Below are 21,514 nucleotides of genomic sequence, written 5' to 3' on the forward strand. Positions count from 1 at the left end.
TAAGGCAGCGCTTTGCGCTGCCTTAATCTTTTGGGGGACTTAATAAAATCTACAAATAGAACAAAGTTTGTAATCATGGCGATCGCTTAATCTGGCACTGGCTCACTAACCTCACAACGCTTTACGATACAATTTAGTTTGAGTGGTTCGATCGCAGCAAATGTCAAACGTAGAAATCATCGAAAGAAAACTAGATATTAAGCCTGAGACAGCAGAGAAGGTAGTTGTCGGCTTGTCGGGCGGAGTAGATAGCTCTGTGGCGGCGGCTCTATTGCATCGGGCAGGATACGATGTCACAGGTCTGACGTTGTGGCTAATGCGTGGCAAGGGACAATGCTGCTCCGAGGGAATGGTCGATGCAGCACGACTATGCGAAGAATTAGGGATTCACCACGAAATTGTTGATAGTCGTGAAGTCTTTGAACAAAGCATTATCAATTATCTCGTCACTGGCTATGCAGCAGGTTATACACCTCTGCCCTGTTCCCGATGCAATAAAGCCGTAAAGTTTGCACCGATGATGACCTATGCTCGCGAAAAATTGGGGATCAATAAAATTGCAACGGGGCATTATGCCAAGCTCAACTTCAATCCTGAATCAGGACGCTATGAATTGCGCCGCGCTGTTGACGATACTAAAGATCAGTCCTATTTTCTTTACGAAGTCGGACAAGAAGAATTAAGCTGCTGTATTTTTCCGTTAGGAAATACAACTAAAGTTGAAACTCGCAAAATCGCCGCTGAGTTTGGCTTAGCCACTGCTGAAAAGCCTGAAAGCATGGATCTATGCTTAGTTGAAGCCAACGGCTCTATGAAGGCATTTCTGGATAAATATCTCACGCCTGTTAAAGGCAAGATTGTTGATACCAATGGCAATGTCTTGGGTGAGCATGATGGCACTTATCACTACACCATCGGTCAACGCAAAGGCTTAGGCGTAGCGGCGGCAACTCCTCTGTATGTAGTTGCGCTCGATCCCATCAAGAATGAGGTTGTTTTAGGCGATCGCACTGAAGCCCATGATCAAGAATGCACGATCAATCAAGTGAACTGGGTGTCACTTGCCCCAACTGATCTGCCATTTCAAGCTGAAGTGCAAGTTCGCTATCGTACGAGTCCAGCCCCTGCGACCATAATTCCCCTCGAAGGCGATCGGGCGAGGATTGTTTTTGATGAGCCTCAATTCAGTATTGCTCCTGGTCAAGCGGCTGTGTTTTATCGCGATGACTTATTACTCGGCGGCGGACTGATCGAATCCAAGCAATAAAAAAAGGGACGCTTAGCGTCCCTTTTTTTATTGCCGAATACCCTTTTTTTTATGCGGTTGGTACTACTTGTTTTCTTAAAGAAGTTAAGCGGCGCTTAGCGGTTTCATTTTTTTCATCTAGCTTCTGCACTTGCTCATACATCTCGATAGCTTGAGGTAGCAACTTTTTCTTCTCATAGGCATGACCAAGATTATTAATGGCAGTCACATAGCCATCTTGTAAAGCGATCGCCTCCTTATAGTTTTTGATCGCCAAATCATACTGCTCTTGGGAGAAATAGGAAAATCCTAGTGCATTGTAAACTTCGGCATTATTTTCTCCCCCTTCTTTCAGCGCCTTATTAAACAGGGTAATTGCTTGGGCGTAGAGCTTTTTACGCAAATAGACGCTCCCAAGCTGGTAATAGTCTTCAGGTGTGCCTTTTTCCTTTTGGAGCTTAGGCTGTAGGTCAGAAATTACATTTTCTAAACTACGCGCTTTCAAAATCTGGCGGATAACTAACCAGCTAACCCCAGCTAGCAGCACAACTAATGCCCCAAGGTATGCGATCGCTAATGTACTATCCATAGGTATTTACTAAACTTTAATTAATTTTATTAATAGGGCTTTTACATCATTACACTTCAGCAATTTGTTTAGGTAGTTTAAAAAGTAATTTTTAACAAACTCCCCCCAAAAGCTACCTCGTACGCACAAGTCATAAAACTTAGCTAAGTCAACAATTAATCGCCCCCTAGCCCCCAATTCTGGGGGAACAAGAAAATAAAATCTCTTCAAAGTCCCCCAGAATTGGGGGATTTAGGGGGCTTGATCATAATAAAAGTCTGCGATCGGCAATTCTCATTATTCAACCGATTTTGATGTTTCCAGCGCCTTTGGCGCTGGAAACATCAAAATCGGTTTTCTGAAAGCTCGCCTAAGGCGGGCTTTCAGAAAACCGATTTTTATAATGAGAATACTTGCTTTACAACAAATTGCCAAAACCATAACTTTTGTTGTAGTATAATAAGCCGTGAAATTGTTTGGGCTAGTAGCTCAGTTGTATAGAGCAATCGCCTTCTAAGCGATCGGTCGATGGTTAGAGTCCATCCTAGCCTGTTTTTAATATGTAGAATTGCGGCGCAAAGCGCCGCAATTCTACTTTGGATTTTTAAAGATGAATCAATATTTTGCAACTGTGGCGAGAGGCTTAGAAGCACTGGCTGCACAAGAATTAGAACAGCTCGGCGCACATTCCGTTGAAGCAGGGTTTTGTGGTGTTAGCTTTGAAGGCGATCGCACTTTGCTTTATCGAGTTAATCTTTGGGCGCGTCTGCCATTTCGGATATTAATGCACATTGATCAGTTTGATTGCCTTGATGCTGATGATCTTTATAAAGGAATCAAAGCGATCGACTGGTCAGAATTTCTCACACCTGAAATGACCCTAGCCGTTAATGCCACGGGCAAAAATGAACATCTGAATCATACGCATTTCTCCGCCTTGCAAGTTAAAAATGCGATCGTTGATCAGCAGAAGGAGAAATTTGGTGAGCGATCGGATGTCGATGTGCAGGAAGCAGATGTACGAATCGGTGTCCATATTGATGACAATGGCTGTACCGTCAGCCTCGATAGCTCAGGCAATAGTTTGCACCGTCGTGGCTATCGCCCTGCCGTAGGCGCAGCACCGCTAAAAGAATCTCTTGCTGCTGCCCTAATTCAGATGTCAGGTTGGCAACCAGACCAAATGTTTTATGATCCCCTTTGTGGTTCTGGAACTTTGCCCTTAGAAGCAAGTTTAAAAGCGCTGAATATTGCTCCAGGAATGTTTCGCGATCGCTTTGGATTTGAGACTTGGTTAGATTTTGATCAAGAGCTTTTAGCTCGACTAATTCAAGAAGCGGATGATAATCGTTTAGATGCTCTACCTGCACCAATCTGGGGTAGCGATCGCAATCCTGAAGTGGTAGATCAAGCGATCGTCAATGCCAAGAATTGCGGTCTATCCAATCATGTCTATTTCTCGGCTTTAGACCTTTCAGAAGTGGTCGCACCTGCTGATAGTGGAGTTCTCTTCTGCAATCCTCCCTATGGAGAAAGATTAGGAAGAGATAGCGATTTGGGCGCTTTTTATAAGCAATTAGGGAATGTTCTTAAACAGCAATTTAAGGGCTGGACGGCTTTTGTTCTTAGTGGTAATAAGCAGCTATCTCAAACGATTGGTCTGAAATGTGCTGAACGAACAGCTGTATTAAATGGCGCTTTGCCTTGTCAATTAATGAAGTATGAACTCTATTAGGATTGGCACTGGTCAGCTAATCGGGGATGAGTGGTGAAACGCCCATTTCATGCAGACAAAAAAGGATACAAATATGTTGATTACGCTTTAGATGTCCAGTGCCTTTTAATATCAATTACGGATTAAGACAGGTTTGTTAGGGCTTTGGTGTTTGGCTTGGATTTTTTCGGTGATCGCTTTTTTGCGGACAGATCGCTCTGACAACTCACCTAATCTTTCTAGCCAATATTTGGGTTTATCATAACAAATTTATCAATTACGAATCATCAAATCAATATGTGGGATGTAGGGGCATAGCATTCCCGCCACAATCTATCAATTTCTAAACTATCTTGATTTGGGAATGCTTTGCCCAAAACCTCACAACGCAGGGACAAGCGATCGGTGAATGCGAAGAGGGTTCAGCATTTGCGTTTTGAGATTGTATCGGAGAATAAAAATATTGGCGCAAATGCTAAACCCCTACAGTTTTTACATTTTCTGTCTTGATGATTCTTAATTGCCCCAAATTCTATTCAGGACTGTTTGTATCTTTTTCTCAAATCTCTCGATTAGTTCACGGTTGGCGTTAACAAGAGCTTGCTCGGCTTCGATCTCAGCAACTATTGCTTTTTGGGTTTCAAGAGGTGGAACTGGAATCTCAAGATCTGAAAGTATTCCCTGATTCAAATTTTTCAATGTGACTCCAACTGCTTGCTCTTCAAGGCGATCTTTAATTCTTGGTGATGTAAGTTGAAAATACACAAAGCTAACATCGCAAACTGGCTTTAGTCTGATCACAAAACAGCCAGTCCCACAAAGCCATCCATTCATTTCTTTTGTCACTAATCCACAGCGCCCCATCTCTCCACGCCTAGCAATCAAAATGTCATGTTCATAAATCGTAAATTCTTTTAATCGATCTCTCGTTAATTGAGAAATAGTTTTCGTCTTATCTGGAATAATAATTCCATCGACTATGTTTTGAGGATTAATGACAGGAATCTCATCCAAAACATAATCACTTTGATGTAGAGATGTTCCAAATGGTCCCGTTAAAATACCTTCACATACATCAGATAGTTTTACCATTTCCCAATCAGGATCGATCGCTATATGAGGTCGATAATTATCAATGACTGCACGAGCGCCGTTGATGACTTTTTGATAGCCTTCGATTTCGGTGACTATTTCTTTTTGTATTGCGATCGGGGGTAAAGGGATTTTAGAATTTTCTACATAATCTCTTGGTACGCGCTGTAAGCCTCCTGTACCCGTCATTTGGGCAACTGCTGGATCTCTAAAAAATGGATGATTTATGCAGAAATAGAGAAATTCAGGCAGCACTTGATCTGAGGTTCTTAATACATAGAACTCACTAGAGCCAAAGCCAATTCCGTTAATTAGTCCTTTTGCAATACCCGCTTTTCCATTTTCAAAACATGGCGTAACTTTAGCAAATAGAACATCGTTGTCTTCAAAGTAGGTATAACTTGATGTCACTTCTGAAAGCAATTTTTCTGCAATAGGCTGAAATATCATTTGATGCTCGTTAATATCTGCCATTGGGACAAATGAGACGCGAGTATCAGGGCTGAGATCTGATAATTGATTCTTGCGTGGATTAATGGTGCAAATATCACCAATTCTAACTAATGGAAAAACATTACTGGTTAATGTACTTTCTCGATACCTTTCCCCACTCAAATTATAATCACCATTAGCCGCAATCCTAGACTTCGGCACAATCAAAACCCGATCATCACTCGTAATTCCTAATTCGTAATTCGTAATTGACAATTCGTAATTCGTAATTTGCTCCAACACAAAAGGCAAATCATCCCCCTCAACCGCCCGCCTTTGAGCGCCTAAACCAAATCCATCGTTCTCTACTTTAAAAAACACAATCTTATCCGTCTTCTTCGCCAAAGACTTATCAAGAATTAAAATCGAAGTCTTCACCCCAGAATAAGGATTAAAAACCCCAGCAGGAAGCGAAATCACCGCCACTAGAGAATTCTCAACCAACATCTTTCGCAAATCCTTATAAGCAGTCTGACTCTGGAAAATAATCCCCTCAGGCACAATAATCCCCGCCCTACCCCTTGGCGAAAGATGTTCCGCCATATAGTCCACAAACAGAACCTCACTCCGCTTCGCCTTAATCGAAAACCGCTTATGGGGCTTAATCCCACCCTTCGGCGACATAAACGGCGGATTCGCAAGGATCACATCCGCAAACTCATTCCACTTATCCTCAGAAGTCAAAGTATCGTACTCAGCAATTTGCGGACTCTTAAATCCATGCAAATAGAGATTTACCAACGACAACCGCACCATATCGGGCGAAATATCATAACCTCTAAAATTAGTCGCCATCAGCCCCTTCTCATCAGGCGTAAGCGTACTATTGCCCTGAGCATCCAGATTAGACAGCAAAATATGCTTATACGCCGAAATCAAAAAACCCGCCGTACCACAAGCAGGATCGAGAATTACCTCACCCTTTTGCGGACGCAAAACCTCCACCATAAAATCAATAATATGGCGCGGCGTGCGAAACTGTCCCGCATCCCCCTGCGAACCCAACACCGACAGTAAATACTCAAACGCATCCCCCAACCGTTCCGAATGATCGTAAGTAAACCCATCAATCACCTTCAAAAAACTCTTCAACGTCTCAGGATCGCGATAAGGCAAATACGCATTCTTAAAAATATCTCGAAACAACGCAGGAATCCCCGCATTCTGCGGCATCGAGCTAATCCCCTCACTGTATAGGTTCAGCAACTCATGCCCACCCACAGTCGGACTCATCAACCGCCCCCAACCAAACTTCGCAAATTCACCAGCAAAAAAACTGCGATCGCCCCCCAACTCCTCCACCTCCGCATCCATATCATCCATAAACTTATAGATGAGCGCGATCGTAATCTGTTCCACCTGCGACTTCGGATCAGGAACCTTCCCCACCAAAATGTCACGAGCAGTATCGATGCGGCGTTTAGTTTCAGAATCAAGCATTTTCAATTAATTACGAATTGGGGAAAATTACGAATTACGAATTACGAATTAATAATTGCAAATTGGTACAATATTATAGCTCCTGAGCAGTACCCCAATTCCTACGTCTAATTTGCGATTTTCTCACTCCCTAATTCGTAATTCGTAATTGATTAATTCGTAATTATTCATAATGCGTCCACATCCGAATCACCTTGACAACGCGATCGCTATCTAAAACTTGATAAACCAAGCGATGCTGAATATTAATCCTGCGAGAATAAGCACCAGCCAAATCACCAACTAACTTCTCATAATTTGGCGGCGTTTGGTAAGGATTCTCTTTGAGAATATCCAACAACTTATCAGCCTTAGCTTTCACCCCCGCCGACAATAATTTTTGTGCATCTTTTTGAGCTTGCTTCGTATATACAATTCTCCAATTCACCAGTCCAAATCCTCATCACAATCAGCGATCGAAGTAGCCAATCCAGCCTGAATCGATTCCCGCATATTTGGTATTGACAACAAATAAAGCGTCTCCTGAATCCCCTTCCAATCTTCCTCCGACAACAAAATCGCATTACCCCGCTTAGCCGTAATCAAAATCGGCTCATGGGACTGATTAGCTTCATCGATGAGGCGATAGAAATTAGCCCTAGCCTCACTAGCCGTAAAAGTTGACATTTTGAATTAACTTGAAAATATATTCAATTGTAACCGTACGTTATCAAGTACGTCAATGATTGTTTCAATTGTGTATAAGCGCAAATTACGAATTGTAGAATTGTAGGGGTTTAGCATTTGCGCCACAATCCTCAAACACTTCACAAAAAAATCATTCCGCAAATGCTAAACCCTCTTCGCTTTCAGCGATAAATTTTCCCTGCGATTTGAGGTTTTGGGCAAAGCATTCCCAATTTAAAAAAATCTAAAAATCAATAAATCTCTGCGGGAATGCTATGCCCCTACACGAAAAAAATAAATCCCCAATTCGTAATTCGTAATTCCTAATTCGTAATTAACCAATTAAACCCTCAACCAACTTCATCGGCAAATACAGCCTCATCGGATCTTGTTTAAATCTTTGAAATCCATACTTTAGATAAAAACTCGCAGCATCCTCATCCAAAGCTTCAGCAATAACAGCCAAAGATGCAATCTGATTTGATACTTCAAAAGACTTCATCAGCGCATCAATTAATAATAGTTCTCCAAACCGTTTCCCTCTTTGTTGTCGATCAATTCCCAAACGACCGAGCAAAGTAGCAGGTAATAAAGGATATCGCGGCAATGACTTTGCAAAAGCATCATCTAGATCCATCACCTCCACCACAAAAGCAGAGAGAGTGTAATAGCCTAAGATATCCGTTTCTAGTTCATCTTCTTGCGCGTCAACCAAAACAAACACAGTCGATATCTTCCTTTTGAGATCCTGTGTGGCTTGCTTGCGAAGGTAATTATCTAGACTATCTTTGCCACAACAAAAACTAGAGCGCCGATGCTTACGGCTATCCAAAGGCTCGATTTTGAGAACCATTAAGTCCTCATGGTTTGCTTATATCTGACAGCCGCCGCCTTTAGAGTCTCATTAGGCAAAGGTGGATTCAGCACAGCCTCCACAAAAAGTTCACTATCTTCTCGATTAAGCATGAGAGTTTGGTGCTTCGCAATCACCGTATAAGCAGCCTCCTGTAAACTAGCAATCACAAAATCAGTGAGAGTACGCCCCTCTAAATCAGCCGCTTTTTGCCACATAGCCTTAATCTCAGGGCTAACACGAGCTTCCAGCCTCGCCATTGTCTTCGCAGGTGTTGCAGATGTCATAACATTAATATTGAAATCCACAATAAATTATACGGCAATTAGACGTACATTAGTTATTTAATTACGAATTATTTAATTACGAATTACGCATGATGAGCAAACAAAGCAACACAGCAAAAAACGAGATGTAATGGCAATTCATGAATTGCCATTACATCTCAACATAGATTTTAATTCGTAATTGATAATTCGTAATTCGTAATTTAAACAGCAAACCTCTCCAAAGCAACAAACTCCCTTACATACGCAGGAATCAAATCACGATACGACTTTGGCACAGCCTTAAAACTATCAAGCGATAAAAACGCATTTGTCGCTAACTCAGCATAATTTTTTGCCTCAATGATTTTCCGAATCTGATCGTTAGTTACATAGGCTTTAAAGTAACTCTTAATCGCAGGAATTGATTCATCTGGCTGATAATTCTCCACAAACTTCTCAAACTCCTCCTCCAATAACTCATCCTTCAACTTAAATCTGGGGATTAAGCCAAAAATCTTTTCCAAAATCTCGCGCAACTCCAACCGCCGATCCACCGCCGCCGCCTTACGCAACTTTTCCAACGTATAAGCCTGCTCAGAATTATCAAAAAACTTGCTATTTACATAGGAGATCGCCTTTTCCCAATGCCCGACCTCAATCGCCGCCGCTAATTCTTGATCATTGCGAATCACCTCCTCAAAACGTTCAAAATATAAGCGATCGATCTTCATACCACCATAGGAGATCGTCTCTTCTTTGAGGCTCGTGATGATATCTGCACCAAGATGCTCATAGCTATTAATACCCCCAGTTCCACCCCCTGTTCCGCCAGCATTCTCATTTTTCGGCTTAGGCAAAGCCAACACCTCATCATATTTAAAATCTTTCTCAAAATATTCACAGTTCGCAAAGAAATCAAACAATTTAAAAGCAGTCTTCTCTGGGTGCTTTACCGTTGCCTTGAGATCCTGATCATGCAAATCAATCAAAAAATTATGCCTACGAGTCCCCCGTCCCTTAATTTGAATAAAATCTGTCGGTGAAAAAATCGGACGAAATAACCCTAAATTCAACAAATCAGGACAATCATAACCCGTTGTCATCATCCCTACCGTCACACATACCCGCGCCTTGCTAGTGTGATAAGTTTCCAAAAAATTCGCCTTGCCGCGTAAAATGTTATAAGTGAAATTACTCGTAAACTGTTGAGCATTCTCTTTAATTTGCGAAGTCACCTGTACCGCAAAATCCGATTCATATTTGTGGGGAAATATCTGATGTGCCATCTCATTTAAAATTTGCGTCAACTTCAGCGCATGGTGCTGACTCACCGCAAAAATAATTGACTTCCCAATCTCGCCACTAATCGGATCGCGCAAAGCCCTCTCTAAAAAAGTCTTACAAAAAAGTTGATTTGTCGCAGGTGAAAAAAAGCGCTTCTCAAATTGCCGAATTTTAAAACTCTCTTCTGTCTTTTCACCTTCCTCATCAGTAAACTCCACCACAAACCCATCCTTAGACAAAAGCTCGGTTGTTACCTCAGTCCTCGCATCCACAACCGTCGGCTGAATTAAAAAGCCATCTCTCACCCCATCATTCAAGCCATAGGCAAAAGTCGGAATCCCATCCTCACAGCCAAAAGTGCGATAAGTATCAAGCATCATCCGCCGCTCAGATTCTCGCGGATCTTTAGTCGTGGGCTTAGCTCGATCAAATTGCTTCAGATAATCCTTTGGTGTCGCCGTCAGTCCCAACTTATAACCAATAAAATACTCAAATACCGCCCGTGCATTCCCACCTATCGAGCGATGCGCCTCATCCGAAATCACCAAATCAAAATCTGTCAGTGAGAATTGATCCTGATATTTGTTATTCACCAGCAAAGACTGCACCGTAGTCACTACAACATCAGCAAACCGCCAACTATCACGATTCTCTTTATAGATAACTGTCTTATAGTCATTCTTGAGCAGGAGATCAAAAGCTTTCTTAGCTTGCTCCTCCAACTCAATGCGATCGACCAAAAATAATACCCGCCGCGCATTCCCCGTCCGTAAAAACAACTTAATCACCGCCGCCGAAGTCAGCGTCTTCCCAGTCCCCGTCGCCATCTGAAACAAAAATTTATCTTTCCCCGCTTTCACTGCATCCTGTAAAGCTGCGATCGCCTGTTTCTGATATCCCCTCAAAAAACGTAACTTATTCTTCAAAATAAAGTCATTACGCTCTATTGGATTAAGCCAACCCGCATTATCGCGATAATTAGGAACCTGCGTCAACGCCACATAATCATCATCAATAATTTCATCCACAAGTTTCTGGCGATCGGGCTTAGGAAGATCTTTCTGATAACCCATCACCGAGCTAGGCATCGGGAAAGCAGTAATGATTTCTGGATTACCCCGTTCCAAGTCCCAAAAATAATGCAAATTTCCATTAGAAAGAATCACAAATCGACATTTTTGAGACTTCGCATAATCCCGCGCTTGCTCCTTTCCTACCAGAGGATCGAGATGTATCGCTTTCGCCTCCAAAACAATAAACGGAACCCCCTTGTCATTCAGCAGCAAAAAGTCAATAAAACCCTTTCTAGTCTTCTCAAAATTCTCCCCAAACTCATCCAAATCCAAAGATGTAATCTCCGTCCCCGCCTCAAGTGCTATGTTTGCAGTCTGTCCCCCCTCCGCAAAAAACCGCCAGCCAGCAGCCTCAAGCAATCTATTGATCTTAATGCGGGCTGTAGCTTCATTATTTGCCATTAATAAACCCAGTGTTAACCCTAAATGCAGATTAATTTTTCTGCTTTATTTCATTATAAGACAAATAGCGATCGCAGTTTGCGATCGCAATCCCTTTGCTTTGTAATAGACCAGCATCTCAACAAACAGCAAATAAAGATCAGCTATAATTGGTTGCTGCCTTAGCGGTTCATCTAAAATCGAGCTTCACTGACTATGTTACGGATAACTGAAATTAAACTTCCACTTGATCATCCTGAAGATGCGATCGAATCTGCGATTCTTAAAAAGTTGCAAATCAAATCAGAAGAATTAACAAGTTATTCTATTTTTAAGCGTAGTTATGATGCAAGACGAAAGACAGATATTTATTTGGTTTACATCGTCGATATCGAAACACCTTTAGAGAAGCAATTAAGCGATCGCTTCTCTAAAGATCCCCATGTCATGCCTACGCCTGACACCAGCTATCACTATGTCGCCAAGGCTCCTAGCAATCTAAATACTCGCCCGATTGTAATCGGTATGGGGCCAGCAGGGATGTTTGCGGGGTTGATGTTGGCGCAGATGGGATTTCGTCCGATTATTTTGGAACGCGGTAAGGCGGTACGCGATCGCACGGCTGATACGTTTAATTTCTGGAAGGGAAGAGCCGAATTTAATCCAGAATCTAATGCTCAATTTGGTGAAGGTGGCGCAGGTACTTTTTCCGATGGCAAACTCTATAGCCAAGTCAAAGATCCCCATCATTACGGGCGCAAAGTTCTGCATGAATTCGTCAATGCTGGTGCTTCTCCTGAAATTCTATACATCAATAAACCGCATATTGGTACACTTAAGCTTGTTGGAATAGTCCAAAGTTTTCGCTCTCAAATTCAAGCTCTCGGTGGAGAAATTCGCTTCCAAAGTCGAGTAGAAGATATAGACATTCAAGATGCTAAAGCGAATGGCGTGACGCTAGCAAATGGAGAATATATCGCCAGCAATCATATTATTCTTGCGATCGGACATAGCGCCCGTGACACTTTTCAAATGCTCTACGATCGCGGCGTATATATCGAAGCTAAGCCGTTCTCGATTGGCTTTAGAATCGAGCATCCTCAAGATTTGATCGATCACGCCAGATTTGGTGATTATGCGGGACATAAGATTTTAGGTGCTGCCGACTATAAATTGGTGCATCATTGTAAAAATGGACGTTCTGTTTATAGCTTCTGCATGTGTCCAGGCGGTCTAGTTGTGGCGGCAACCTCAGAGGTCGGACGAGTGGTGACTAATGGCATGAGTCAATATTCCCGCAATGAACGCAATGCCAATAGCGGCATTGTCGTTGGGATTACTCCCGAAGATTATCCAGAACATCCTCTCGCAGGGATAGATCTTCAGCGCCGTTTAGAATCTCGCGCCTTTGAGCTTGGTGGTGGAACCTATGCGGCTCCTGCTCAGCTTGTTGGTGATTTTCTGGCTAATCGCCCTTCTCAAGATCTAGGCAAAGTACACCCTTCCTATGCTCCTAATGTCCATTTGGGGGATCTGAGTGAGAGTTTGCCAGAATATGCGATCGCTGCCATTCGAGAAGCACTTCCTGCCTTTAATAAACAAATTAAAGGCTTTGCAATGGATGATGCGATGCTCACGGGTGTAGAAACTCGTACTTCTTCGCCTATCAGGATTAAACGCAATGAGAAATATCAAAGCTTAAATGTGGAAGGGCTTTTCCCTACGGGTGAGGGTGCTGGCTATGCAGGAGGTATTCTCTCGGCGGGAATTGACGGAATTAAAGTCGCTGAGGCGGTGGCTTTGAGCATAGCTGCTAATACCAAATGAAGAAATGGCGTAGCCATTTCTTCATTTGAAAATCCTTCGGTATAAGACCTAAAACCCAAAAGGGATTTGTGGCGCGTAGCGCCACAAATCCCTTTTGGGTTTTAGAGCTATATAATATCATAGCTGCTCATTGCTATTTGGATAACTAATGCATCGTATCGCCACTATATCAGGAGGCTGGAACCAGTCCACCGACAGCGTTGTTTTTGTCGATCAGCAACCTGCACCGATCATCATCATCACCGCCGCCGATACGGATATCCAAACCCTCGCTGCTGCTACGGCAAGATTGCCCGAAGATTTCCCCCAAATCAGAGTAGTGAATGTATTGCAATTGCAGCAACAAATTGCGATCGATACCTATGCAGAAGAAGTCTTGGCAAGTGCCAAGGTAATTATCGTTCGATTGATTGGCGGACAATCCTATTGGAGTTATGGATTAGAAGTAGTAAAGGAAACGGTAGCAAATACGGGTGCAATTTTAATTGTGTTACCAGGGGATGAGCGTCCTGATCCAAATTTGACAAGTCATTCCACCACGACGCTGACTTTGGTCAATCAAGCTTGGCAATATTTCATCGAAGCAGGAGTTGAGAACTATCACAATCTACTGAAGTTCATTGCCTCTGAATTTCTTGAGTTTGGATCAGTTTATAAAACACCTCAATCAGTTCCACGCATTGGGATATATGAAGTTGCATATCCTCAATCTTCTGTCTCCATTTTAGAGTTAGATCCCCCCCAGCCCCCCTTGAGAAAGGGGGGAGAAGAAAATTCTTTCTCCTTTTTAAAGGGGATTGAGGGGGATCTTGGATTAGCGGTAATTCTCTTTTATCGCGCTCATTACTTATCTGGGAATACGGCAGCGATCGCAGCTTTATGTGATGCTCTGACTGAGTGCAATCTCAAGCCTTTACCAATCTATGTTTCATCATTAAAAGAACCTGATGTTCAAGCCGAACTAATTCGCTATTGTCTACCAGAATCTGGTCAAAAAGTCGATGTGATCTTGAATACAACTAGCTTCTCTTTGGCTAGCCTCAAAACTGATTCACCCCAAGTCGATCTTTGGGAGACTTTGAATGTACCAGTCTTTCAAGTGATTTTTAGCGGTGGACTTCGCAAAACATGGGCTAATGGTACACAGGGACTAACTCCCCGTGATATGGCGATGAATATGGTCTTGCCTGAAGTTGATGGCAGGATTATTACGAGGGCTGTTTCGTTTAAAGCTCTGCAAGGACAAAACTCGGCTTTGCAAACGGAAGTACTAACCTATGAACCCGTACGATCGCGAATTAATTTTGTCGCTGATCTTGCTGCTAAATGGGTCAAGCTAAAACATACGGAGGTAGGCGATCGCAAGATTGCGCTTATTCTGGCTAACTATCCCAACCGTGATGGCAGGTTAGCTAATGGCGTGGGGTTAGATACCCCAGCGAGTTGTTTAGAGATTCTCAAAGCTTTGCGAAGTTCGGGCTATAGCGTTGGGGAAATCCCTGAAACTAGCGATGAACTTATGAAGTTATTAACGACAGGTGTAACTAACGATCGCGAATCCTTTGGTATACGTCAGGTCTATCAATCGCTATCTTTAACCGATTATCAAAATTATTTCCAGAATTTGCCTGAACCTGTACAGAATGGAATTAGTACGAGATGGAATCAACCTAAGCAAGAACAGGAATTTGCGATCGCAGGAATGCAATTCGGCAATATTTTTGTCGGTATTCAGCCATCACGGGGCTACGATCTCGATCCGACTTTAAATTATCACGCGCCAGATTTAGAACCGACACATGACTATATGGCTTTCTATCATTGGGTACGCGACAAGTTTAACGCCCATGCGATCGCCCATATTGGCAAACATGGCAACCTCGAATGGCTCCCAGGAAAGAGTGTAGCTCTATCGGAAAATTGCTACCCTGAAGCAGCCTTTGGCGCGATGCCGCATTTCTATCCCTTTATCGTTAATGATCCTGGGGAAGGATCTCAGGCGAAAAGGCGATCGCAAGCGGTCATTCTCGATCATCTCACGCCGCCAATGACCCGTGCTGAGCTGTATGGCGGTTTGCATCAATTGGAAGGCTTAATAGATGAATATTACGAAGCGGAAACCCTCGATCCTTCGCGTTTGGGGATGATTCGCGATCGCTTAACAGCCTTAATCAAGCAGGAAAACCTCCATCAAGATTTGGGAATTTCCCTAGACCGTCTAGAAGATTCTTTGAATACGATTCTTACAACTGCCGATGGTTATCTGTGCGAAATTAAGGAAGCTCAAATTCGCGATGGTTTGCATATCTTCGGGCAATGTCCAGAAGGTCGGCAGTTAAGGGATTTGGTAGTAGCGATCGCTAGAAATCCTAATGCTAATCGGATGGGTCTAACTAGATCGATCGCGCAAGATTGGCAATTAGATTTTGATCCATTGACTGCGGATTTAGGCGAGTTGCTTGAATCAAGTTTGCATCCACGCTTAGCGAATTGTCGGATTATTGGGGATGCGGTTGAAGTTATAGAGGAATACGCGGCGGAGTTGGTGGCAGAGATTCTTGAAGAGATCCCCCCTACCCCCCTTGCAAAGGGGGGCGAAATTGCGACAGAACTAATATGGATTCGCGATCGCCTTCTCCCGTCTCTATATAAAACAAAGCAAGAAATTACCAATCTATTGAGAGGACTCAACGGTGAATATATAGCTAGTGGTGCATCTGGTGCGCCAACAAGAGGCAGACCCGAAGTATTACCGACAGGACGCAATTTCTACTCTGTCGATATTAGGGCAGTACCGACGGAAACTGCTTGGGATATTGGGCGCAAGGCTGCGGATGTTTTAATTGAAACCTATACTCAAGAACATGGCGAATATCCGCAAACCTTGGGATTATCGATTTGGGGAACTTCGACAATGCGAACGGGTGGCGATGATCTTGCTGAAGCTCTGGCTCTGCTTGGAGTGCAACCTGTTTGGGATGGCGTATCGCGACGCGTGATTGATTTTGAGATTTTGCCATTATCGATTCTTGGTCGCCCTCGTGTCGATGTCACCTTGCGGATTTCGGGATTCTTTAGGGATGCCTTCCCAAATCTGATCGATTTATTTGATAGTGCGGTGAATGCAGTGGCGAATCTTGATGAACCTGCTGATCAGAATCCCCTAGCGGCAAAAGTCCAAGAAGAATCAGCACATTGGCAAGCAGAAGGGCTGACCATAGAACAAGCAGAAGAGCGATCGCGTTATCGGGTGTTTGGGTCGAAGCCAAGCGCTTATGGAGCTGGTTTGCAGGGCTTAATCGAGTCACAAAACTGGGAGAGCGAGCAGGATCTAGCCCGTGCATATATCAATTGGAGTGCCTACGCCTACACCAGCAAGTCTGAGGGTAAATCGGCTCCAGAAGCCTTTAATCAACGGCTCGGTAATATGCAAATCGTTCTGCAAAATCAGGACAATCGCGAGCATGACATTCTGGATTCCGATGATTATTATCAGTTTCAGGGCGGAATGACGGCTGCGATCGCCTCGGTATCTGGCAATGCGCCAGAGGTATACTTTGGAGATAATTCACGGATGGCACAGCCCAAGGTTCGCAAATTGAGTGAAGAGATTGCACGGGTCTATCGATCGCGTGTCGTCAATCCCAAATGGATCGCAGGTGCGATGCGTCACGGCTACAAAGGCGCTTTTGAGATGTCAGCTACACTCGATTATTTGTTTGCCTATGATGCTACGACTAACTGCGTTTCTGACTTTATGTATGAAGGAATTGCGGAAGCATATATTTTCAATCCTGAAGTCCAGAATTTTATTAAATCTAGCAATCCTTGGGCATTGCGCGACATGTCCGAGCGCTTGCTAGAAGCGAATCAGCGCGGGATGTGGCAAGATGTGACTGCGGATATGTTGGATCGCCTAAAGGCGATCGCAAATGATGCTGAAGGTGCGATCGAATCGCAATCATAGTAATGAAGTCACTTCGATTAATTGTTAATACGGCACGGTTATCAGCGATCGCAAAGGCTAATACGTCTTCATCGGGAATCCTTTGGTTGGCTTTTCCTGCTTCTTGGACTGTCAGAATATCATGCCCTAGCTCGCATAGTAGTTTGACGACAATTCTAGGGAATTGCTCATCGGCGTAGAGACTTGCTATGTTAAGCTGCCTCTTTCTCGCCCATGAACTTCATCAATATGTGTTTCGGCAGTGTCATGATTTGTCTCTATCGGTAAGTCGCGCAAGTAGTAAAAGCGATCGCCTTTTTCTCCATCTCCCTTAATTCTTCCCAAATGCAGATACTGCCTTCAATAAACTTTTAATCATCACTTTGCTGATAAATACGAATGCGTCCACGTTGAATGATCCAGAGTTTGCCTGTAATATCTTCACGTTCTAATCCATTAATTAGAGTCTGAATCGCATCTGTCAGATCGTCTATAGTTGCTCTAGGAGGTAATCTTAAAACAGCTATTCCTTTGTATTGTGAAGGTACATATTGTAGAGGATTGCTAAAATCTATGTCGAGAGTAACTAGACAGCGATCTTCTTGCTGACAAACTTTTATGACAGTGGGATCTGAAGCTGAAATTAGTCTTTGCTCAAGGACAGTAGAAACATCGTAGCCTGCTTGTTTTAGCTGGTTTATGCCTCTTTGGCCAATATTCTCATCTAGTTTGAATTTCATGCTGATTTCTCAATGGGAATATCAACATAGCGATCGCTTGACATTGCTGCTCCGTAAGCAATACAGGCATAAATATCTTCTGGTTGAAGTTGAGGATATTCTTCTAGCAATTCAGGGATGCTAGTACCATTCGCTAGAAAATCAAGGATTAGAGATACCCAAATGCGATGTCCTCGAATACAGGGTTTTCCAAAGCATATATTTGGATTGACTGAGATACGATTGAGAAGTTCTACTCGTTTCATGGCTGTATTTTTCTTTGATTTTAATCAGACTGCATGAATTACTAAATCGCTATTGCTCTAATTATTTCACATAACATTGTTGCCTATCTAATCACCAAATTAACAATTCAGATCGCTAAGTCTCGTAGGTAGTAAATGCGATCGCCTTTTCTGACATCACTCTTATCTCTTCCCAAATATCCCGTCAATGGCGAAGAACTCAGGCTTTAGATTAGGCGGCGTAGCTATAAACAGGTGTCTGAATTACACGCTTTGGTTCTTGACCGTCCAAAACAATTTGTTGTAGCAACATCACAGTTGATGGCGCAAAAAATTGCTCTCCTGTTTCTTCGTTTACACGAGCAGGAACATTCTCAATTAGGATGAATTTGCCCTTTAGTTCCAATGAGTAGGTTACTCGCTTTTCGACAATAAGCAAATCGGCGATCAATACATTCATCCAAAAGAATCCTCATATTAGGCAGCCACACTCAACAAACTTCTTCCTAGCTCTTCCAAAAAGTAAATAACCTGTTCTCTCGTTACAGTCGGAAATCCATCCAAAAAATCATCAATCGATTCTCCCGCCTTGAGATAATCCAAAAGTGTCTGTACGGGAACTCTGGTATTTGTAAATACAGTCGTACCACCCATAACATCAGAAGATTTGCTTATAAACTTGGAGTCTCTAAACATAAATTTGTGATATTTAGATATATTTAATATTCTAGCAACTATCGATAAGCGATCGCTACACTCATAAACCTATCAACAAGTAAAAGGCGATCGCCTATGCCGCGAATCATTAAGTAGTGTCATAATATAAAGCATCGTAACCAATGCGATCGCCAAAGGTAAATTTTATGAACGCCAAACTGATTAATGGACAAACTAAGCTATCTATTAACGTCTTAGTCAAAAATGAAAAAGATGGCAGAGTCAGCGCTAGAGTATTAGGGCTACCTGAATATAGCGTTACTAGCAGCGATCGCAAATCAGCTATTTCTGAATTAGATCGATTAATTACTGCAAACTTATCAGAGAATGAAGTCGTATCTCTAGAACTAGAAATTCCTAAACGAAAACATCCTTGGCAAAAATTTGCAGGAATTTATAAAAATAGTCAGCTATTTGACTCCGTATTAACCAACATTGACTCTCATCGCCGTGAACTGGATTCTCAGACAGCAATTCAAGAGGAAAAAATCGCTTGAGTCTATTGATACTCGATACCGATCATGCTTCTTTATTTCTCAAAGGAAATACTCTAGTTTGCGATCGCATATTTCAAACTGAACCAGATGACCTTGCTATCTCAGTCATAACGGCTGAAGAGATTTGCCAAGGATGGCTTAGTGAAATTAATAAATATAGCCAAGCTAACCAGTCATCAAGACTACTTTTAGCCTATTCAGAATTCGAGAAATCTTTGGACTTCTTCCAAACTATACAGAGACTTAGTTTTGATACTAACGCTTATAATCAGTTTGAGATTTTACGTCACCAATTTAGGCGTTTAGGTACGAGAGATTTAAGGATTGCAGCGATCGCGTTATCTCTCAACGCCACTGTAATTACACGCAATGCAAAAGATTTTGGACAAATTCAAAACTTATCAATTGAAGATTGGTCTTAGGTATAGAGCAATCTACTTTTCGTAATGGAATTTACAGCTCACAATTATTAAAGAATCATCATTAATCTTATAGACTAAACGATGTCCATCAGAAATTCTCCTCGACCAACTGCCTTTTAGCTCGTACTTAAGCGGTTCAGGCTTGCCAATGCCGTCAAAAGGATTGATCAATCAAGCTAACAATTTTGCCATAGATTTTCTTATCCTCTTTTACTCAGTTATTAAAATCTTGAAATGCTTGTGGCTCAAATACGATATTTCTCATGCCATTCCTCAGCAGAAATTGTTACAGAGCTTTCACCTTTTTCTATATTAGAAATTGCATCTAATAGCCTTTTACGATTTTTCTCATTCGATAGTAAGTACTCAGTTTCATCCTGATTATCAACTAATAGAATTACCTCAACCTGCGTACCCTCAATCAACTCTGGCGTATAAAGTTCAATCTTGCCATCTTTACCGACAGTTCCAATTTGCTTAATTGCCGTAACCATTGGCTGCACCTAATTTATGTTCTCTATATTATAACTAACTTGACATCGGGAGATGTTCAAATTTTTATGGTAAGTCTCGCAAGTAGTAAAAGCGATCGCACTTTTTACCAGCCTCTTCAACTCTTCCCAAATATCTTAAGCTAATGAGAAAATATTAATCCCATATACGTGAAACTGGATAAGAATCAAAAGCGGTATCTTTGCTCACTAAGCTGAAGGAATAGTTTATTGCTTGGGCAATTAGTATGCGATCGAATGGATCTCGATGTTTTATCGGTGAATTTGGTAATGGAAGGCTAGAGTATATCTCAATATCCCTAATCGTAATTGGTAGAATTTGGATATTCATATATTGAAGTTCTATTGGTAATGCTTCAATAGGTCGATTTATTTGCAATTTACCAATATTAACTTTAATGGAAACTTCCCAAAGACTGATAATGCTAAAATACAGATTATTCTGTGCGTCTACGATTTCTTTTGCTTTGGTACTAAGTTTAGGATCTTCGCTCAAATACCATAAAATTACGTGTGTATCGAGAATATATTTCATATTACATATATTCCTCTAATTCTTCCAATGGCTCATCAAAATCACTTGACATAAAAATTTGACCAGCCCAACTACCATAGCCATGCTGTTGTTTTGCAGGTTGCTCATCAACGATTTTGACTATTGGATATTTGTTAAGTAGATATTCTGCATAATGCAAAAGTTCTGTTTTGAGTGTGTCTGGCATATTGATGACAACTTGCCATAAGGCGGTATCGGTATTCATAATTTCTCCTTTTTGAGGTTTGCTAAAAATATATTAACTTGGCAAGTCTCTCAGATAGTAAAAGCGATCGCACTTTTAGCCATCACTCTTATCTCTTCCCAACTATCTTAGGCTAATGAGAAAACATCAATCCAAATATCGATGTCTTTGGTGTATCGTGGATGTACATGTATGGCGACTGCATAGCCGCCAATGACTAAGTAGTTAACTTGGTTGCCGTTTAATAATTGTATAAATTCTTTGAAGTCTTGGTTGAGCATTGTATTTGTATTGATGATATTCTTGGCGAATTTGTTCGAGGGTTTCTAGGCGTTTTTGGGGTGTTTGTTGTTGCCAGTATTGAAAATCACTGACTTGTTGTTTGATGTTAGTTTTGATGATTACTTTTTCCATGTTGTTTCTCTTCGTTTTAGTCTTCTTATTCTATCGATAAGTCTCGTAAGTAGTAAAAGCGATCGCACTTTTCCCCTTTCTCTTCAACTCTTCCCAAATATCCCGCGAACGGTGAAGTTTGTTTCTATTATTTCCGTCAAACAAATGATTCAACAAGAGTAGAGTCCAAAAAGATAATCTGACTCATTAGATTGAAATACCTTCGACAGATTCAATTATTTCCAAAGTTTCTTTCTGCTCATCTTCACTATCCAATATAGCCCATGTTGTAAATAATTGATTGATTCTTTGTCGTCTAAGATTTTGCTTTTCTGGATTGCAGTTATTAATCTCACTCATTGCATCATCCCAAGCATTTGTCGATAAAGATTTAGTAATTCGCTGTTGTCGTGCCATG

Annotated in this window: 23 protein-coding genes, 1 tRNA gene and 2 pseudogenes; 7 read left to right on the forward strand and 19 right to left on the reverse strand. The window is 41.9% G+C overall.

All coding sequences use genetic code 11. The annotated features are described in order from the left end of the window. Positions 1 to 160 precede the first annotated feature (160 nt). Positions 161 to 1,267, forward strand: a complete 1,107-nt coding sequence (gene mnmA, locus PseudUWO311_RS11250) for a tRNA 2-thiouridine(34) synthase MnmA (RefSeq protein WP_142655333.1) — start codon at positions 161 to 163, stop codon at positions 1,265 to 1,267. A 49-nt stretch (positions 1,268 to 1,316) separates the two neighbouring features. On the opposite strand, the gene PseudUWO311_RS11255 is transcribed toward mnmA, so the two are convergent. After that, entirely contained in the window at positions 1,317 to 1,835 is a 519-nt protein-coding gene (locus tag PseudUWO311_RS11255; RefSeq protein ID WP_142655334.1) for a tetratricopeptide repeat protein, read from the reverse strand. Positions 1,836 to 2,292: 457 nt separating this feature from the next. On the opposite strand from PseudUWO311_RS11255, the gene PseudUWO311_RS11260 reads away from it, so the two are divergent. Together PseudUWO311_RS11260 and PseudUWO311_RS11265 are read left to right on the forward strand one after the other, a co-directional pair. Continuing rightward, a tRNA-Arg gene (locus PseudUWO311_RS11260) sits at positions 2,293 to 2,366 on the forward strand. Positions 2,367 to 2,424: 58 nt separating this feature from the next. Continuing rightward, positions 2,425 to 3,549 carry a class I SAM-dependent RNA methyltransferase gene (locus tag PseudUWO311_RS11265; protein WP_142655335.1) on the forward strand — a complete coding sequence of 375 codons (1,125 nt, stop codon included), beginning with the start codon at positions 2,425 to 2,427 and terminating at the stop codon, positions 3,547 to 3,549. A gap of 495 nt (positions 3,550 to 4,044) precedes the next feature. Here PseudUWO311_RS11265 and PseudUWO311_RS11270 read toward each other — a convergent pair whose 3' ends face one another. The 6 genes from PseudUWO311_RS11270 to PseudUWO311_RS11295 all read right to left on the reverse strand — a co-directional run bounded on the left by PseudUWO311_RS11270 (position 4,045) and on the right by PseudUWO311_RS11295 (position 11,099). Then, on the reverse strand, positions 4,045 to 6,552 hold the full coding sequence (locus PseudUWO311_RS11270; RefSeq protein WP_142655336.1) for an N-6 DNA methylase: 2,508 nt from the start codon (positions 6,550 to 6,552) through the stop codon (positions 4,045 to 4,047). A 163-nt stretch (positions 6,553 to 6,715) separates the two neighbouring features. After that, entirely contained in the window at positions 6,716 to 6,979 is a 264-nt protein-coding gene (locus PseudUWO311_RS11275) for a Txe/YoeB family addiction module toxin (protein ID WP_142655337.1), read from the reverse strand. Next, a complete protein-coding gene (locus PseudUWO311_RS11280; RefSeq protein ID WP_142655338.1) occupies positions 6,976 to 7,218 on the reverse strand; it encodes a type II toxin-antitoxin system Phd/YefM family antitoxin in 243 nt (80 codons plus the stop codon). Before PseudUWO311_RS11280 ends, PseudUWO311_RS11275 begins: the two co-directional genes overlap by 4 nt. Before the next feature lie 334 nt (positions 7,219 to 7,552). Then, complete coding sequence (locus tag PseudUWO311_RS11285; RefSeq protein WP_142655339.1) at positions 7,553 to 8,071, reverse strand: GNAT family N-acetyltransferase; 519 nt, start codon at positions 8,069 to 8,071, stop codon at positions 7,553 to 7,555. Continuing rightward, on the reverse strand, positions 8,071 to 8,358 hold the full coding sequence (locus PseudUWO311_RS11290; protein ID WP_142655340.1) for a DUF1778 domain-containing protein: 288 nt from the start codon (positions 8,356 to 8,358) through the stop codon (positions 8,071 to 8,073). Before PseudUWO311_RS11290 ends, PseudUWO311_RS11285 begins: the two co-directional genes overlap by 1 nt. Before the next feature lie 203 nt (positions 8,359 to 8,561). Next, a complete protein-coding gene (locus tag PseudUWO311_RS11295) occupies positions 8,562 to 11,099 on the reverse strand; it encodes a DEAD/DEAH box helicase family protein (protein ID WP_142655341.1) in 2,538 nt (845 codons plus the stop codon). Positions 11,100 to 11,294: 195 nt separating this feature from the next. Here PseudUWO311_RS11295 and PseudUWO311_RS11300 point away from each other — a divergent pair, with 195 nt between their 5' ends. Continuing rightward, on the forward strand, positions 11,295 to 12,905 hold the full coding sequence (locus PseudUWO311_RS11300) for an NAD(P)/FAD-dependent oxidoreductase (RefSeq protein WP_142655342.1): 1,611 nt from the start codon (positions 11,295 to 11,297) through the stop codon (positions 12,903 to 12,905). Positions 12,906 to 13,053: 148 nt separating this feature from the next. Then, entirely contained in the window at positions 13,054 to 16,872 is a 3,819-nt protein-coding gene (gene cobN, locus PseudUWO311_RS11305) for a cobaltochelatase subunit CobN (RefSeq protein WP_142655343.1), read from the forward strand. Here the strand turns inward: cobN and PseudUWO311_RS24610 are convergent. The 6 genes and pseudogenes from PseudUWO311_RS24610 to PseudUWO311_RS11330 form a co-directional block, all read right to left on the reverse strand. Further along, a pseudogene (locus PseudUWO311_RS24610) lies at positions 16,868 to 17,062 on the reverse strand (DUF5615 family PIN-like protein); the annotation flags it as partial. The gene cobN and the pseudogene PseudUWO311_RS24610 sit on opposite strands and share 5 nt — an antisense overlap. Next, complete coding sequence (locus tag PseudUWO311_RS23995) at positions 17,059 to 17,196, reverse strand: hypothetical protein (protein ID WP_190303466.1); 138 nt, start codon at positions 17,194 to 17,196, stop codon at positions 17,059 to 17,061. The pseudogene PseudUWO311_RS24610 and the gene PseudUWO311_RS23995, both read right to left, overlap by 4 nt. A gap of 26 nt (positions 17,197 to 17,222) precedes the next feature. Continuing rightward, positions 17,223 to 17,591: a DUF5615 family PIN-like protein gene (locus tag PseudUWO311_RS11315; RefSeq protein ID WP_142655344.1), complete on the reverse strand. Its 369-nt coding sequence runs from the start codon at positions 17,589 to 17,591 to the stop codon at positions 17,223 to 17,225. Further along, positions 17,588 to 17,836 (reverse strand): DUF433 domain-containing protein, encoded by a 249-nt coding sequence (locus PseudUWO311_RS11320; RefSeq protein WP_094529352.1) that lies wholly within the window; start codon positions 17,834 to 17,836, stop codon positions 17,588 to 17,590. The genes PseudUWO311_RS11315 and PseudUWO311_RS11320 overlap by 4 nt, the downstream gene beginning before the upstream one ends. 211 nt (positions 17,837 to 18,047) lie before the next feature. Further along, positions 18,048 to 18,275, reverse strand: coding sequence for a hypothetical protein (locus PseudUWO311_RS11325; protein ID WP_142655345.1), 228 nt, complete (start codon positions 18,273 to 18,275; stop codon positions 18,048 to 18,050). 17 nt (positions 18,276 to 18,292) lie between these two features. Then, a complete protein-coding gene (locus tag PseudUWO311_RS11330; RefSeq protein WP_142655346.1) occupies positions 18,293 to 18,511 on the reverse strand; it encodes a DUF433 domain-containing protein in 219 nt (72 codons plus the stop codon). Positions 18,512 to 18,678: 167 nt separating this feature from the next. On the opposite strand from PseudUWO311_RS11330, the gene PseudUWO311_RS11335 reads away from it, so the two are divergent. Together PseudUWO311_RS11335 and PseudUWO311_RS11340 are read left to right on the forward strand one after the other, a co-directional pair. After that, positions 18,679 to 19,029 (forward strand): hypothetical protein, encoded by a 351-nt coding sequence (locus PseudUWO311_RS11335; protein ID WP_142655347.1) that lies wholly within the window; start codon positions 18,679 to 18,681, stop codon positions 19,027 to 19,029. Beyond that, positions 19,026 to 19,451, forward strand: a complete 426-nt coding sequence (locus tag PseudUWO311_RS11340) for a type II toxin-antitoxin system VapC family toxin (RefSeq protein WP_142655348.1) — start codon at positions 19,026 to 19,028, stop codon at positions 19,449 to 19,451. Before PseudUWO311_RS11335 ends, PseudUWO311_RS11340 begins: the two co-directional genes overlap by 4 nt. 12 nt (positions 19,452 to 19,463) lie before the next feature. On the opposite strand, the pseudogene PseudUWO311_RS24880 reads toward PseudUWO311_RS11340, so the two are convergent. The 6 genes and pseudogenes from PseudUWO311_RS24880 to PseudUWO311_RS11370 form a co-directional block, all read right to left on the reverse strand. Next, positions 19,464 to 19,716, reverse strand: a pseudogene (locus tag PseudUWO311_RS24880) (Txe/YoeB family addiction module toxin). After that, entirely contained in the window at positions 19,697 to 19,945 is a 249-nt protein-coding gene (locus PseudUWO311_RS11350; RefSeq protein WP_142655349.1) for a hypothetical protein, read from the reverse strand. Before PseudUWO311_RS11350 ends, PseudUWO311_RS24880 begins: the two are co-directional and overlap by 20 nt. Positions 19,946 to 20,099: 154 nt before the next feature. Further along, positions 20,100 to 20,498, reverse strand: coding sequence for a type II toxin-antitoxin system VapC family toxin (locus PseudUWO311_RS11355; RefSeq protein WP_142655350.1), 399 nt, complete (start codon positions 20,496 to 20,498; stop codon positions 20,100 to 20,102). A 1-nt stretch (position 20,499) separates the two neighbouring features. Further along, positions 20,500 to 20,724, reverse strand: a complete 225-nt coding sequence (locus PseudUWO311_RS11360) for a DUF2281 domain-containing protein (protein WP_142655351.1) — start codon at positions 20,722 to 20,724, stop codon at positions 20,500 to 20,502. A gap of 204 nt (positions 20,725 to 20,928) precedes the next feature. Continuing rightward, on the reverse strand, positions 20,929 to 21,117 hold the full coding sequence (locus tag PseudUWO311_RS11365; protein ID WP_103666525.1) for a hypothetical protein: 189 nt from the start codon (positions 21,115 to 21,117) through the stop codon (positions 20,929 to 20,931). A 186-nt stretch (positions 21,118 to 21,303) separates the two neighbouring features. After that, on the reverse strand, positions 21,304 to 21,513 hold the full coding sequence (locus tag PseudUWO311_RS11370; RefSeq protein WP_142655352.1) for a hypothetical protein: 210 nt from the start codon (positions 21,511 to 21,513) through the stop codon (positions 21,304 to 21,306). Position 21,514: the final 1 nt, after the last annotated feature.

Origin of the sequence: Pseudanabaena sp. UWO311, from assembly GCF_006937785.1 — a bacterium.
In the GTDB taxonomy this organism is placed as follows: Bacteria; Cyanobacteriota; Cyanobacteriia; order Pseudanabaenales; family Pseudanabaenaceae; genus Pseudanabaena.

What these genes read in the sequence shown, in the direction of transcription:
- mnmA (WP_142655333.1), top strand. Translation starts at nt 161, where the DNA reads ATGTCAAACGTAGAAATCATCGAAAGAAAACTAGATATTAAGCCTGAG.
- PseudUWO311_RS11255 (WP_142655334.1), bottom strand. Translation starts at nt 1,835, where the DNA reads ATGGATAGTACATTAGCGATCGCATACCTTGGGGCATTAGTTGTGCTG.
- PseudUWO311_RS11265 (WP_142655335.1), top strand. Translation starts at nt 2,425, where the DNA reads ATGAATCAATATTTTGCAACTGTGGCGAGAGGCTTAGAAGCACTGGCT.
- PseudUWO311_RS11270 (WP_142655336.1), bottom strand. Translation starts at nt 6,552, where the DNA reads ATGCTTGATTCTGAAACTAAACGCCGCATCGATACTGCTCGTGACATT.
- PseudUWO311_RS11280 (WP_142655338.1), bottom strand. Translation starts at nt 7,218, where the DNA reads ATGTCAACTTTTACGGCTAGTGAGGCTAGGGCTAATTTCTATCGCCTC.
- PseudUWO311_RS11285 (WP_142655339.1), bottom strand. Translation starts at nt 8,071, where the DNA reads ATGGTTCTCAAAATCGAGCCTTTGGATAGCCGTAAGCATCGGCGCTCT.
- PseudUWO311_RS11290 (WP_142655340.1), bottom strand. Translation starts at nt 8,358, where the DNA reads ATGACATCTGCAACACCTGCGAAGACAATGGCGAGGCTGGAAGCTCGT.
- PseudUWO311_RS11295 (WP_142655341.1), bottom strand. Translation starts at nt 11,099, where the DNA reads ATGGCAAATAATGAAGCTACAGCCCGCATTAAGATCAATAGATTGCTT.
- PseudUWO311_RS11300 (WP_142655342.1), top strand. Translation starts at nt 11,295, where the DNA reads ATGTTACGGATAACTGAAATTAAACTTCCACTTGATCATCCTGAAGAT.
- cobN (WP_142655343.1), top strand. Translation starts at nt 13,054, where the DNA reads ATGCATCGTATCGCCACTATATCAGGAGGCTGGAACCAGTCCACCGAC.
- PseudUWO311_RS11315 (WP_142655344.1), bottom strand. Translation starts at nt 17,591, where the DNA reads ATGAAATTCAAACTAGATGAGAATATTGGCCAAAGAGGCATAAACCAG.
- PseudUWO311_RS11320 (WP_094529352.1), bottom strand. Translation starts at nt 17,836, where the DNA reads ATGAAACGAGTAGAACTTCTCAATCGTATCTCAGTCAATCCAAATATA.
- PseudUWO311_RS11325 (WP_142655345.1), bottom strand. Translation starts at nt 18,275, where the DNA reads ATGAATGTATTGATCGCCGATTTGCTTATTGTCGAAAAGCGAGTAACC.
- PseudUWO311_RS11330 (WP_142655346.1), bottom strand. Translation starts at nt 18,511, where the DNA reads ATGTTTAGAGACTCCAAGTTTATAAGCAAATCTTCTGATGTTATGGGT.
- PseudUWO311_RS11335 (WP_142655347.1), top strand. Translation starts at nt 18,679, where the DNA reads ATGAACGCCAAACTGATTAATGGACAAACTAAGCTATCTATTAACGTC.
- PseudUWO311_RS11350 (WP_142655349.1), bottom strand. Translation starts at nt 19,945, where the DNA reads ATGGTTACGGCAATTAAGCAAATTGGAACTGTCGGTAAAGATGGCAAG.
- PseudUWO311_RS11355 (WP_142655350.1), bottom strand. Translation starts at nt 20,498, where the DNA reads ATGAAATATATTCTCGATACACACGTAATTTTATGGTATTTGAGCGAA.
- PseudUWO311_RS11360 (WP_142655351.1), bottom strand. Translation starts at nt 20,724, where the DNA reads ATGAATACCGATACCGCCTTATGGCAAGTTGTCATCAATATGCCAGAC.
- PseudUWO311_RS11365 (WP_103666525.1), bottom strand. Translation starts at nt 21,117, where the DNA reads ATGGAAAAAGTAATCATCAAAACTAACATCAAACAACAAGTCAGTGAT.
- PseudUWO311_RS11370 (WP_142655352.1), bottom strand. Translation starts at nt 21,513, where the DNA reads ATGGCACGACAACAGCGAATTACTAAATCTTTATCGACAAATGCTTGG.